This window comes from Nocardioides sp. (genome assembly GCF_047607365.1).
In the GTDB taxonomy this organism is placed as follows: Bacteria; Actinomycetota; Actinomycetes; order Propionibacteriales; family Nocardioidaceae; genus Nocardioides.
Genome location: NZ_JASGDD010000094.1, coordinates 1 through 13,140 on the forward strand (window position 1 = coordinate 1; position 13,140 = coordinate 13,140).

A 13,140-nucleotide genomic window follows, 5' to 3' on the forward strand; every position below is an offset into this window, starting at 1 on the left:
CACCCAGGGCGTCGACGCGACCGCCGCGGCGGCGGCCGCCGCGGCCGGCCCCGACGACGTCTCCGCCCAGACGCTGGCCGCCGACCTCGATCTCCTGGACGGGCACGTCGAGGAGGCGTTCGCGCGGCTCGTCGGGCTGGTCTCCCGGACGGCTGGGGAGGAGCGCAACCAGGCCCGCGAGCACCTCATCTCCCTCTTCGAGGCGGTCGGCAACGACGATGCCCGGGTCCTCACCGCTCGCCGCGATCTCGCGTCGGCGCTCTTCTGAGCGGCGTGCGGCGGGCTTCCGGCGAGGGACGGCAGAAAACCGCGTGTCGGCCGGCGGCGCGGTCTGAGAGCGTGAGCGCGTGACCCGTCGCGACTCCCTGCTGGCCGCGCTGGTCGCCCTCGTGTGGGGGCTCAACTTCCTCGCCGTGGACGTCGGCCTGCGGGACGTGCCGCCGCTGCTGTTCCTCGCCATCCGGTTCGTGGCGGTGGTCGGGGTGGCCATCTGGTTCGTGCCGCGGCCCGCGGTCTCGTGGCGACTGCTGCTCACGATCGGCGGGCTGATGTCGCTGGGCCAGTTCGGGTTCCTCTACCTCGCGATGGCCGAGGGCTTCCCGGCCGGGCTCGCCTCGCTGGTGCTCCAGGCCCAGGTGGTCTTCACCATCGTGATCGCGGTCGTCGCGCTGCGGGAGCGTCCGACCCAGGCCCAGATCGCGGGGGTGGCCCTCGGCATGGCCGGTCTCGTCGCGGTCGGCCTCGGGCGTGGCGGCGACGTGCGGCTCGGCGTGCTCGGGCTGATGCTCCTCGCGGCGCTGTGCTGGGCGAGCGGCAACGTGGTCGTCCGGGCCGCACGCGTTCCCGGCGGGCTCGGCGTGACGGTCTGGTCCGCGCTCGCCGTGCCCATCCCGGCGTTCCTGCTCTCGCTCGTCGTCGACGGCCCGCACGGGGTCTGGGCCGGCCTCGGCGCGTTCGGGTGGTCGGCCGCGCTGTCGACCGCCTACACCGTCGTCTTCGCCTCGTACGTCGGCTACGGCCTGTTCAACAGCCTGCTCGCGCGCAACCCGGCCTCGGCGGTGGTGCCCTGGATCCTCCTGGTGCCGGTCGTGGGCATCGTGTCGGCGTGGATCGTGCTGGGGGAGAGGCCCGCGCCGGCGGAGCTCGGCGGTGGTGTGCTGCTGCTCGGCGGAGCGCTCATCGCCAACGGCGTCCTGCGGCTGCGGCAGCCCGGGGGCGGAGCCGGTCGTGGGGCTCAGCCCAGCGGGCGACCGGACTCGGCGTAGCCCTCGCCCTCGCCGCGGGTGCGGGCCAGCGCGGCGCGGATCCGCCGGGCCGTGAAGTCGGCGCAGCGCCTGTCGACCTCCTCGAGCGTCGAGAAGGCGTAGCCCTTGATCTCGCGGGCCTGCGGCACGATCTCGTCGACCAGCGTCCGAGGGTGGACGCCCCCGTCGAAGACGAGGCAGACCGCGTCGTCCCAGCCGCTCCACGGGGGCAGCCAGTCGGTGAGGAGCAGCGCCCCGGTCGGCACGCTGAGCGCCAGCTCCTCCTTGACCTCGCGGCCGACCGCCAGCGCGGGCGACTCGTTGACCTCGACCACGCCGCCGGGCAGGTCCCAGTCGGCCTTGTAGGTGAGGTTGCAGATCAGCACCCGGTCGCGCTCGTCGCGCAGCAGCATCTGCGCGATGGCGCGCTTGCGGGGCAGCACCGAGTTGAGCATCGCGCGGAACGCCTCCGGCTCGTGGGTGGGGGCGTCGGTGACGACCCGGCCGTAGACGACCCGGTCCACCGGCCGCCCGTCGACGGTGACCCCGCGCATCACCCCCTCACGCTGCAGTCCGGAGAACGCCGCCGTGCGTTGCGCCCGCTCGTCGGCGGGATCGAGATGGACCTCCACCCGGTGGTGGGTGGTGAGCGCCTCGGCCACCGCCCGGCGTACGACGTCGACGTTCTCGCCCGGCATCCAGGCGAGCCGGGCGACGCCGTCCGCGACCGTCGTGACGAGGGGCCCGGCCGGCGTCGTCACGCGGGCCTCCGCAGCCACGTCGTGCTCAGCGGCGGCAGGTCGAGGACCGCGTCGCAGGAGACCACGCCACGCGGTCCCCGCCCCTGCCCGCCGTACGACGTCTCGTCGGTCGACAGCACGACCTCCCATGCGTCGTCGGGCAGCGCGAAGCTCCGCGCGACGGTCTGGTCGGAGAAGTTGGTGACCGAGACCACCTCGGGCCCGGAGCCGAGGCGGACGAAGGCGTAGGTGTTGTTCCACGAGTCGTCCGCCTCGATCCAGCGGAAGCCCGCCGGCTCGTTGTCGCGCGACCAGAGCGCGGGGGAGTCGCGATAGACCCGGTTGAGGTCGCGCACCAGGCGCTGCACCCCGGCGTGGCCGGGGTCGCCGGAGTGGGCGGGGTCGAGCAGCCACCAGTTGACCTCGCCGGACTCGGCCCACTCGGCCACCTGCGCGATCTCCCCGCCCATGAAGAGGAGCTGCTTGCCCGGGTTGGCCCACTGGAAGGCGAGATAGGCGCGCAGCGTGGCGAGCTGCTCGTAGCGGTGCCCCGGCATCTTGGTGAGCAGCGAGCCCTTGCCGTGCACCACCTCGTCGTGGGAGAGGGGGAGCACGAAGTTCTCCGCCCAGGCGTAGGTCAGGGGGAAGGTGAGGTCGTGGTGGTGCCAGCGCCGGTGGACGGGCTCGCGCTGGACGTAGGAGAGCGTGTCGTGCATCCAGCCCATGTTCCACTTGAACCCGAAGCCGAGGCCGTCGTGATCCGTCGGCCGGGTCACGCCCGGCCACGCCGTGGACTCCTCGGCGATGAGCATGATCCCGGGGATGCGGCCGTAGACGAACTCGTTGAGCTCCTGGAGGAAGTGCACCGCCTCGAGGTGCTCGTGTCCGCCGAAGGCGTTGGGCTGCCACTCGCCGGTCTTCCGGGCGTAGTCGAGGTAGAGCATCGAGGCGACGCCGTCGACGCGGAGGGCGTCGGCGTGGAACTCCTCGGCCCAGTAGATCGCGTTGGAGATGAGGAAGTCGCGCACCTCGGGCCGGCCGAAGTCGAAGATCCACGACCCCCACTCGGGGTGGAAGCCGCGCCGCGGGTCGCCGTGCTCGTAGAGCGCGCCGCCGTCGAAGCGCCCGAGCGCCCAGGGGTCGGTCGCGAAGTGGCCGGGCACCCAGTCGAGGATCACCCCGACGCCGGCCTGGTGGAGGCGGTCGACGAGGTAGCGGAAGTCGTCGGGGGTGCCGAGCCTCGAGTCGGGCGCGTAGTAGCCGGTGACGTGGTAGCCCCAGGAGCCGCCGTACGGGTGCTGCATGACGGGCATCAGCTCGACGTGGGTGAATCCCAGGTCGACGACGTAGGCGGTCAGCTCCTCGGCCAGCTCGCGGTAGCCGAGGCCCCGGCGCCACGACCCCAGGTGGACCTCGTACGTCGACACCGGCTCGGCCACCGCCTGCCAGGCCGCTCGTCGCGTCAGCCAGTCGGCGTCGCCCCACGCATAGGACGACTCCTCCACCAGCGACGCGTTGGCCGGCGGCACCTCCGCCCACCGCGCCAGCGGGTCGGCGCGGTCGGTCCACGAGCCGTCGCTGCCGTGGACGGCGAACTTGTAGCGGGCGCCCGGGCCGAGGCCGGGGATCGTCAGGGACCACACCCCGTCGTCGCCACGGCTCATCCGGTGGGCGCCGCCGCTCCAGTCGTTGAAGTCGCCCTTGACCTCGACGTCGCGCGCGCCGGGGGCCCAGACGGCGAAGTGCGTGCCGAGCAGCTTGCCGTCCGCGTCGCGGAGCACATGGGCGCCCTGGCGACGCCAGAGGTCGGGATGAGGGGGCTGCGACACCGGTGTGCTCACGGCTGCACCACGAGCACGTGCGCGACCTGCCCGGCGGGGTCGGTCGGATCGAGGCGGACGTAGTTGTCCGCGCCCCACGTCCACGTCCGGCCGCTCAGCTCGTCGCGCACCGTGAGGCTCGACGGCAGGCCGAGAGCCGCGAGATCGAGGTGGACGACGCTTTCGACGGCCGCGTGCGGCTCCAGCGCGACGACGACGATCAGGGTCTCCAGACCGCCGTCGGGGGTGGTCGCCTGCTTGGTGAAGGCGATCACCTCGTCGCCGTCCACCCGGGCGATCCGCAGGTTGCGCAGCAGGTGGAGCGCGGGATGCGCGCGGCGGATCTCGTTGAGCCGGGTCAGATAGGGGGCGATGGTGGTGCCGCTCGCGTCGGCGGCGGCCCAGTCGCGCCTGCGCAGCTGGTACTTCTCGGAGTCGATGTACTCCTCGGCCCCCGGCCGCTGCACGTTCTCGCAGAGCTCGTAGCCGCTGTAGATCCCCCAGGTGGGGCTCGCCAGGGCGGCCAGGGTCGCCCGGATCCGGAACGCCGCCGGGCCCCCCTCGACGAGGTAGGCGTGGAGGATGTCGGGGGTGTTGGGCCAGAACGCCGGGCGCATCATGTGGTCGGTCTCGCCGGTGACCTCGACGAGGTAGTCCTCGAGCTCGGCTCTGGCGGTGCGCCAGGTGAAGTAGGTGTAGGACTGGTGGAAGCCGATGGCCCCCAGCGTCCGCATCATCGCGGGCCGGGTGAACGCCTCGGCCAGGAAGATCACGTCGGGGTCGGTCTCGCGGACCTCCGCGAGGAGCCACTGCCAGAACTCCGGCGGCTTGGTGTGCGGGTTGTCGACCCGGAAGATCCGGACGCCCCGGCTCATCCAGAGCCGCACGATCCGCAGGACCTCGGCGCGGATGCCGTCGGGGTCGTTGTCGAAGTTGACCGGGTAGATGTCCTGGTACTTCTTCGGCGGGTTCTCGGCGTAGGCGATCGTGCCGTCCGCGCGGGTGGTGAACCACTCCGGGTGCTCGGTGGCCCAGGGATGGTCGGGGGCCGCCTGCAGCGCCAGGTCGAGGGCGACCTCCAGGTCCAGCCGGCGAGCGCGGGCGACGAAGGCCTCGAAGTCGGCCAGCGTGCCCAGCGACGGCTCGATCGCGTCGTGCCCGCCGTGCTTGCTGCCGATCGCCCACGGGCTCCCGACCCAGTCCGCGGGCGCGGGCTCGCCGGCCGGCAGCACCACGTTGTTGGGCCCCTTGCGGTTGACCTCGCCGATGGGATGGATCGGGGGCAGGTAGACGACGTCGAAGCCCATCGCCGCGATCGCGTCGAGCCGCTCGGCAGCACCGGCGAACCCGCCCTCCGAGCGCGGGAAGAGCTCGTACCAGCTGCCCGTGAGGGCGCGGCTCCTGTCGGCGTACGCCGGGAACGGGCCGGCCACGGTGAGCAGCTCGCGCAGCGGATGGGTGCGAGCGGCCAGCGCGAGACTGTCGAGCAGGGTGTCCTGATCGTCGGGGACGAAGCCCTCGGCGACGGCGCGGCCCAGCAGCAGCTCGCCCTCGCGCTGCATCAGCTCGACGTCGACGCCGGCGGCGATCTTGATCGGGGCGTCGTGCAGCCAGGTCGCGATCGGGTCCGACCACGCGTGGACCTCGAAGGCCCACGGGCCGGGGGAGTCGGGCGTCACCCACGCCTCCAGTCGGTCGGTGCCGGGCGCGATCTCGGTCATCCGGACCGGCGGGAGCCGCTCGCCGGACGGAGAGACCAGCACGACCTCCGCCGCGAACCGGTCGTGGCCCTCGCGGAAGACCGTGGCGCGCACCGGGAAGGGCTCGCCCTCGGTCGCCTTCGCCGGTCCGACGTGCGTCTGCGGGTGCACGTCCACGATGGGGATGCGGCCAACGCCTGAGGTCGCCATGCGAACCAACCTACCCACTCGCCGCCCAGCCGTCGGTGAGCCCCGAGTCAGGAGCCGCGGATGACCACGAACGTGCGCGGTCCCAGCGTGATGACGTCCCCTGCCTTCAGGCCGGTGCCCGGCGGGAGGTTCTCGCTCGTGGAGAGCACGACGTCGCCCGAGAGCACCCACTTCTGCTCCATGAGCGTCACGTCGACCGGGTGGTCGGCGCCGTTGAACCACAGGAGGAAGGAGTCGTCGAGGATCTGCTGGCCGTAGCGGTCCGAGGAGCGCAGCGGCCCCCCGGACACGAACGAGCCGATCGTGGAGAGGCCCGGGTCGTCCCAGTCCTCCGCGAGCATCTCGCGGCCGTCGGGGTGGAGCCAGGCGAGGTCCTTCGGGCCGCCGACGATCGTGGGGGAGCCCTCGAACCAGTGCCGCTGTCGCAGGGCCGGATGCTCGCGGCGCAGCTTGAGCACGGCCTTGGTGTGCTCGTAGACGTCGAGCCACGCGCCGGCTCCGCCGGCCGCGGGGTCCGTGTCGATGCTCCAGTCCATCCACGAGATCTCGTTGTCCTGGCAGTAGGCGTTGTTGTTGCCGCGCTGGGTGCGGCCGCGCTCGTCGCCGGCGGTGATCATCGGCACCCCGTTGGACAGCAGCAGCATCGACATCATGTTGGCCGCGTCGCGTCGCCGCAGTGCGACGATGCCGTCGTCGTCCGTCTCGCCCTCGGCGCCGTGGTTCCACGACCGGTTGTTGTCGGTGCCGTCGCGGTTCTCCTCGCCGTTGGCCTCGTTGTGCTTCTCGTTGTACGAGACGAGGTCGCGCAGGGTGAAGCCGTCGTGGGCGGTGATGAAGTTGACCGAGTTGTACGCCGAGCGGCCGTCGTCCGCGTAGAGGTCGCTGGAGCCCGCGATGCGGGTCGCCACGTCGCGTACGCCGTGGGAGGCGCCGCGCCAGAAGTCGCGGATGGTGTCGCGGTACTGGTCGTTCCACTCCACCCACGGCGGCGGCATCCGGCCGACGAGGTAGCCGTCCTGCGAGGTGTCCCACGGCTCGGCGATGAGCTTCACGTGCCGCAGCACGGGGTCCTGGCCGATCGCGATGAGCAGCGCGCAGTGGAAGTCGATCTCGGTGCCCGTGCGGGTCAGGGCGCTCATCAGGTCGAAGCGGAAGCCGTCCACGTGCATCTCGCTCACCCAGTAGCGCAGCGAGTCGAGGATGAGCCGGAGCGCGAGGTCGTCCCAGGTGTTCACGGTGTTGCCGCAGCCGGTGACGTCCCAGTAGGTGTCGTCGTACGGGCCCTCGGCCGGGACGGGGACGCGCTTGTAGAAGCCGAGGTCGTCCAGCCCGCGGAAGGAGATCGTCGGGCCCATCGGGCCGCCTTCGGCGGTGTGGTTGTAGACCACGTCGAGGATCACCTCGATGCCGGCGCGGTGGAGCTCCTTGACCATCGTCTTGAACTCGACCACCTGCTCGCCGCGGTCGCCCGAGGAGGAGTAGGAGGCGTCGGGGGCGAAGTAGGAGACCGTGTTGTAGCCCCAGTAGTTCACCATCCCGCGCTCGAGCAGCGAGGGCTCGGAGAAGAACTGGTGCACCGGCAGCAGCTCGACCGCCGTGACGCCGAGGTCCTTGAGGTAGTCGATCACCGCGGGCGAGCCGAGGCCGGCGTACGTGCCGCGCAGCTCCTCGGGGACCTCCGGGTGCAGCTTGGTGAAGCCCTTGACGTGCATCTCGTAGATGACGGTGTCGCGCCAGCGGCGCTGGAGGGGGGTGTCGTCCTCCCAGTCGAAGCGCGGGTCGACCACGACCGACCGCGCCGTGACCGGCGCGGAGTCGTCGTGGTCCGGCTGGGTCGGGTCCTCCCAGCTGTAGCCGTAGAGCTGCTGCTCGTTGCGGATGGTGCCGCTGGTGGCCAGGCCGTAGGGGTCCAGCAGCAGCTTGTCGACGTTGAACCGCAGGCCCTTCTCGGGCTCCCACGCGCCCTCGGCGCGGTAGCCGTAGCGGGTGCCGGGCGCGATGTCGGGCACCGCGCCGTGCCAGATGCCGAGGGACTGCTCGGTCAGCCTGAGCCGGGTCTCGGTCTCGCCCCCGGGCGCCGACTCGTCGTCGGCGAACAGGCACAGCCACATCGCCGTCGCGCGCGGCGCGTAGACCGCGAAGTTGGTCGACTCGGGCGCCCAGGTGGCCCCCAGGGGCCAGTTGCGGCCGCGCCACACCGCGCGCGACTCGCCCAGGCGACTCCACAGTCCGTCGGTCTCCACGCGCGACATTCTGCACCGGCGCACGGCGGCGGGCGGTCGGGACCCGCGGGCTCTGCCGGTGCCCGCTAGGGTCGAGGGCATGTCCGCAGCCACGACGACGCTGACGCGCGTGCGCCTCGTCGCCGCCCAGGTCCTCTGGGTCGTCGGCTCGCTGGCGGCGCTCGTGCTCGCGCTCGGCGCCCTGTGCGTCGCCTTCCAGGCCAACGAGGACAACGCGCTGGTCTCGGCGCTGCTCCACCTCGCCGGTGTGCTCGACCTGGGGGTGTTCGACCGCGAGCACGGGGTCAAGCAGTGGCACGGGGAGAACGCGCACACCAAGAACGCGCTCTTCAACTGGGGCCTCGCGGCGCTGGTGTGGCTGATCGCCGGGCGGCTGGCCGACCGCTTCCTGAGGCCCGCAGTGACACGTAAGTGACCGGCCAGTAACATCGGTGCCATGAACATTGTGGTGCTCGTGAAGTACGTGCCCGACGCGACCGCGGACCGCCGGTTCGAGTCGGACAACACCGTCGACCGCGTGGGCGTCGACGGTCTCCTCTCCGAGCTCGACGAGTACGCCGTCGAGCAGGCCCTCCAGATCAAGGAGAAGCGCGACGGGGACGACGTCGAGGTGACGGCGCTGACGCTCGGCCCGGCCGAGGCCGAGGCCGCCGTGCGCAAGGCCCTCCAGATGGGCGCCGACAAGGGCGTCCACGTCTCCGACGAGGCCGTCGCCGGCTCCGACGCGCTCGCGACCTCGCTGGTGCTCGCCAAGGCGATCGAGAAGCTCGGCGCGGAGACGAAGGTGGACCTGGTCGTGACCGGTCTGGCCTCGACCGACGCCAGCCTGTCGGTGATCCCCGCCATGCTCGCCGAGCGCCTCGGCCTGCCGCAGGTCACGCTCGCCTCGGTCGTGGAGACCCAGGGCGACCAGGTCCGGATCAAGCGCGACACCGACGCGGCCACGGAGGTCATCGGCGGCACGATGCCGCTGATCCTGTCGGTCACCGACCAGTCGGGCGAGGCCCGCTACCCGTCGTTCAAGGGCATCATGGCGGCCAAGAAGAAGCCGCTGGAGAGCTGGAGCCTCGGCGACCTGGGAGTGGAGCCGGCCTCGGTGGGCCTGGATGCCGCCTACACCAGCGTCGAGAGCGTCACCGCCCGCCCGCCGCGGACCGCCGGCGATATCGTCAAGGACGAGGAGGGCTCGGGCGCCAAGGCGCTGGCCGACTTCCTCGCCTCCAAGAAGTTCATCTGAGGAGCCTGATTCACCATGTCTGAAGTTCTCGTTCTCGTCGACGCCCAGGACGGCAAGGTCAAGAAGCCGACGCTCGAGCTCCTGACCATCGCCAAGCGCCTCGGCGAGCCGTCGGCCGTCTTCATCGGCGCCGCCGACCAGGCCCCCGGCGTCGCGGAGGTCGTCAAGAGGTACGGCGCCGCGAAGGTCTACGTCGTCGACGACGCCCAGATCAAGGGCTACCTCGTCGCGCCGAAGGCCGAGGCGCTCGCGCAGCTGGCCGCGTCGGCCTCGCCGGCCGCGATCCTGCTGCCGTCCAACGCGGAGACCAAGGAGGTCGCCGCCCGGCTCGCGATCAAGCTCGACTCCGGCCTCATGGTCGACGCCGTCGACGTCCAGGCCGGCGACGGCGCGCCGGTGGCCACGCAGTCCGTCTTCGCGGGCAGCTTCACCCTCGACGCCAAGGTCACCAAGGGCACCCCGATCATCACGGTCAAGCCGAACTCGGCCGCTCCGGAGGAGTCCGAGGGCGCCGGCACCGTCGAGGAGTTCGCGGTGACGATCTCCGACGCGGCCAAGACGGCTCAGATCGTGGCGACCCAGCCGCGCCAGGCGACCGGCCGTCCCGAGCTCACCGAGGCCGCGATCATCGTCTCCGGCGGCCGTGGCACCGGCGGCGACTTCGGTCCGGTCGAGGCCCTGGCCGACGAGCTCGGTGCCGCCGTCGGCGCCTCGCGCGCCGCGGTCGACTCGGGATGGAAGCCGCACACCTTCCAGGTCGGCCAGACCGGCAAGACCGTCTCGCCGCAGCTCTACATCGCCAACGGCATCTCGGGCGCCATCCAGCACCGGGCCGGCATGCAGACCTCCAAGACGATCGTCGCGGTCAACAAGGACGAGGAGGCGCCGATCTTCGAGCTCGTCGACTTCGGCGTCGTCGGCGACCTGCACACGGTCCTCCCCGCGGTGACCGAGGAGATCAAGAAGCGCAAGGGCTGATCCGCCGGCTCAGCCGGCCTTCGCCGTACGAGGACCCCTGGTCGTGGACGACGACCAGGGGTTCTCGCCGTTGACGGGAAGATCTTCACAGCGACACACAGCGCGCTTAACTTTGACGACTCCTGTGACGTATGTGACGGTGGACTGACACAATCGGCCTCCGTCGGTTGTGGTTCTTCGTAGGGGGTAGTTCGGGTGCATCGCTGGAAGGTCCTCGTGGCCACGGGAATCGCGCTGGCGTCCCTCGGTGGGGTGGGGCTCAACGTCGTCGACACCGCGGGCTCGACGCCACTGGTCCAGGCCGCGGCCGACACGGACGCCGCCGGGTGTCCGACGACCACGTCGGCCGTGGCGACGCCGACGGCGACCACGACGACCACCGACTACGCCGTCGGTGGCACGACCACGACGACCGCGACGGCGTACGGGACGACGTACGTGACGACGGCGGTGCCGAACTGCCCGTACGTCGCCTGGCTTCCCGGCTGGCGGCCCACCCTCGGCCCGATCTTCAACAACCCGCTGGGCAGCAACGCCCAGGCGTCGGCCATCGTCCGCCGCGTCTACAAGGCGATCATGCACGCGCCCAAGGGCTCCTCGATCCGGATCGCGGTCTACTCCTTCGACCGCTCCGAGATCGCCTACGCCCTCCGCAAGGCCAAGAAGCGCGGCGTCAGCGTCCAGGTGATCGTCAACAAGCGGGTCATGTCCGGTGTCGCCCGAAGCCTGCAGAAGACGCTCGGCTCGAACCCCAAGAAGAAGAGCTTCCTCATCGCGTGCTCCGGCAGCTGCCGCAAGAAGGGCGACGGAGGCAACGAGCACGACAAGGTGTTCGCGTTCAGCCAGAGTGGCGGCGCGCGCTACCTCGTCATCACCGGCTCGGGCAACCTGACGTCCAAGGCCGTCCACCGCCAGTGGAACGACTCCTACGCGGTCGCCAACGACAAGACCCTCTACGACACCTGGCAGCAGATGTTCAGCCAGATGGCGGCGCGCAAGCGGGTCGGCGCGCGGGTGCTCACCTACACGACGATGTCGGAGGCCTACACCTACTGGTTCCAGCGTCAGTCGGCCGCCTTCGGCGACCAGGTCGCGACCATGTCGACCACCACGCTCGAGCGGTTCAACGCCAATGCCGACCGCGCCGGCCGGCAGATCAACAAGATCAGCTGCGCGGCCCCCGCGGGCTACGGCTCGAACGGCAAGACCGTCATCCGGCTCGCGATGTACGCCATGTTCGGCGGCCGCGGCCGCGGCCTGACCAAGCTGCTGATCGCCAAGAAGAAGCAGGGCTGCGACGTCAAGATCATCATGAGCGTGCCGGGCAAGCAGTGGCCCTCGCTGGTCCGCGCCGGCATCCCCGTGCGCAGCGCCGACTGGCTCTTCGCCGAGCGCGACCCCGGCCTGGAGGACGGGATCGGCGGCTACGGCCCGCGGTTCTACTCGCACCTGAAGTTCATGGCCGTCAGCGGCACCTACAACGGCCAGCCCGCCAACCTCGTCATCACCGGCTCGGAGAACTGGGACGGCCTCTCCCGGGCCAACGAGGAGGTCGTGCTGCAGATCAACAACGCCTCGGTCTACAAGACCTACCTCAAGCAGTTCAACGCCATGTACAACGGGCGGGCGACCCACAAGATGGGCATCAAGCCGATCTACGGGCCGTGAGCGGGGTGACGAGCGCGGAGGCGGTCCGGGAGGCGGCGCTCGCGGCGCGCGAGGCGAGCTACGACCTCGCCCTGGCGACGCGGGCCGTCAAGGACGCCGCGCTCGAGGCGATGGCGGACGCCCTGCTGGCCCGCGCCGACGGGGTGCTCGCCGGCAATGCCGAGGACGTCGCCCGCGCCGAGGAGGCGGGCACGCCGTCGAACATCGTCGACCGCCTCCGGCTCACCCCGGAGCGGCTCGCGGGCATGGCCGACGGCCTCCGCGACGTCGCCGGGCTGGCCGACCCGGTCGGCGAGGTGGTGCGCGGCTCGACGCTCGCCAACGGTCTGGAGCTGCGCCAGGTGCGGGTGCCCTTCGGCGTCGTCGGGATGATCTACGAGGCCCGCCCCAACGTCACGGCCGACGCCGCCGGCATCTGCCTGAAGTCCGGCAACGCGGTGCTCCTGCGCGGCTCGGGCAGCGCCGCCGCGTCCAACGCCGCCATCGTGGCGGTGCTGCGCGACGCCGTCGTGGAGCACGGGCTGCCCGCCGACGCGATTCAGCTGCTGCCCTCGGAGAGCCACGACTCGGTCACCGCGCTGATGCAGGCGCGAGGGCTCGTCGACGTGCTCATCCCGCGTGGGGGAGCGGGCCTGATCCGCACCGTCGTCGAGGGCTCGACGGTGCCCGTGATCGAGACCGGCGTCGGCAACGTCCACGTCTACGTCGACCGCGCCGCCGACCTCGACAAGGCCGTCGCGATCGTGCTCAACTCCAAGACCCACCGCACCAGCGTCTGCAACAGCGCCGAGTCGCTGCTGGTCCACGCCGACGTCGCCGACGAGGTCCTCCCGCGCCTGGTGAAGGCGCTGCAGGCCGAGGGCGTCACGATCCACGGCGACGCCGCCTTCGGCGCGTACGACGGCGTCGTGGCCGCCACGGACGACGACTGGGCGACGGAGTACCTCTCCCTGGACATCGCGGCTGCCGTCGTACCGGATCTGGAGGCGGCGATCGCGCACATCCGCCGCTGGTCGAGCGGGCACACCGAGGCGATCGTGACCGAAGACCTCGCCGCTGCGCGCCGGTTCACCGCCGCGGTCGACGCCGCCGCGGTCATGGTGAACGCCTCGACCCGGTTCACCGACGGCGGCGAGTTCGGCTTCGGGGCCGAGATCGGCATCAGCACCCAGAAGCTCCACGCCCGCGGCCCGATGGGGCTCCCGGAGATGACGTCGACCAAGTACGTCGTCACGGGCGACGGCCACGTGCGCTGACGGTCCCGGCGCACGCCCTGGCGGCGTTGTCGCCGCTCGACGAC

11 protein-coding genes are annotated in these 13,140 nt (G+C 71.5%); 7 read left to right on the top strand and 4 right to left on the bottom strand.

Annotation, left to right across the window (positions count from 1 at the left end; translation table 11 throughout):
- Both QM572_RS07200 and QM572_RS07205 read left to right on the top strand, forming a co-directional pair.
- Nucleotides 1-268, top strand: a 268-nt coding sequence (locus tag QM572_RS07200) for a tetratricopeptide repeat protein (protein ID WP_415091532.1), incomplete at its 5' end; no start/stop codon positions are given.
- 79 nt (nt 269-347) lie between these two features.
- Entirely contained in the window at nt 348-1,265 is a 918-nt protein-coding gene (locus QM572_RS07205) for an EamA family transporter (protein ID WP_415091533.1), read from the top strand.
- Here the strand turns inward: QM572_RS07205 and QM572_RS07210 are convergent.
- From QM572_RS07210 to glgX, 4 genes are read right to left on the bottom strand one after another with little or no spacing between them, the layout of a single operon-like run.
- A complete protein-coding gene (locus QM572_RS07210) occupies nt 1,235-2,005 on the bottom strand; it encodes an NUDIX domain-containing protein (RefSeq protein WP_415091535.1) in 771 nt (256 codons plus the stop codon). The two genes, QM572_RS07205 and QM572_RS07210, sit on opposite strands and share 31 nt — an antisense overlap.
- Nucleotides 2,002-3,825, bottom strand: a complete 1,824-nt coding sequence (glgB, locus tag QM572_RS07215; RefSeq protein ID WP_415091537.1) for a 1,4-alpha-glucan branching protein GlgB — start codon at nt 3,823-3,825, stop codon at nt 2,002-2,004. The genes QM572_RS07210 and glgB overlap by 4 nt, the downstream gene beginning before the upstream one ends.
- Nucleotides 3,822-5,714, bottom strand: coding sequence for an alpha-1,4-glucan--maltose-1-phosphate maltosyltransferase (locus QM572_RS07220; RefSeq protein ID WP_415091539.1), 1,893 nt, complete (start codon nt 5,712-5,714; stop codon nt 3,822-3,824). Before QM572_RS07220 ends, glgB begins: the two co-directional genes overlap by 4 nt.
- A 47-nt stretch (nt 5,715-5,761) precedes the next feature.
- Nucleotides 5,762-7,957, bottom strand: a complete 2,196-nt coding sequence (gene glgX, locus QM572_RS07225; RefSeq protein ID WP_415091541.1) for a glycogen debranching protein GlgX — start codon at nt 7,955-7,957, stop codon at nt 5,762-5,764.
- 79 nt (nt 7,958-8,036) lie between these two features.
- On the opposite strand from glgX, the gene QM572_RS07230 reads away from it, so the two are divergent.
- The 5 genes from QM572_RS07230 (at nt 8,037) to QM572_RS07250 (ending at nt 13,096) form a co-directional block, all read left to right on the top strand.
- Nucleotides 8,037-8,372: a hypothetical protein gene (locus QM572_RS07230; protein ID WP_415091543.1), complete on the top strand. Its 336-nt coding sequence runs from the start codon at nt 8,037-8,039 to the stop codon at nt 8,370-8,372.
- Between the two features lie 21 nt (nt 8,373-8,393).
- Nucleotides 8,394-9,194: an electron transfer flavoprotein subunit beta/FixA family protein gene (locus QM572_RS07235; RefSeq protein ID WP_415091545.1), complete on the top strand. Its 801-nt coding sequence runs from the start codon at nt 8,394-8,396 to the stop codon at nt 9,192-9,194.
- A gap of 15 nt (nt 9,195-9,209) precedes the next feature.
- Nucleotides 9,210-10,172 (top strand): electron transfer flavoprotein subunit alpha/FixB family protein, encoded by a 963-nt coding sequence (locus QM572_RS07240; protein ID WP_415091547.1) that lies wholly within the window; start codon nt 9,210-9,212, stop codon nt 10,170-10,172.
- 195 nt (nt 10,173-10,367) lie between these two features.
- Nucleotides 10,368-11,840 (top strand): phospholipase D-like domain-containing protein, encoded by a 1,473-nt coding sequence (locus QM572_RS07245; RefSeq protein ID WP_415091549.1) that lies wholly within the window; start codon nt 10,368-10,370, stop codon nt 11,838-11,840.
- Nucleotides 11,837-13,096 (top strand): glutamate-5-semialdehyde dehydrogenase, encoded by a 1,260-nt coding sequence (locus QM572_RS07250; RefSeq protein ID WP_415091551.1) that lies wholly within the window; start codon nt 11,837-11,839, stop codon nt 13,094-13,096. Before QM572_RS07245 ends, QM572_RS07250 begins: the two co-directional genes overlap by 4 nt.
- Nucleotides 13,097-13,140: the final 44 nt, after the last annotated feature.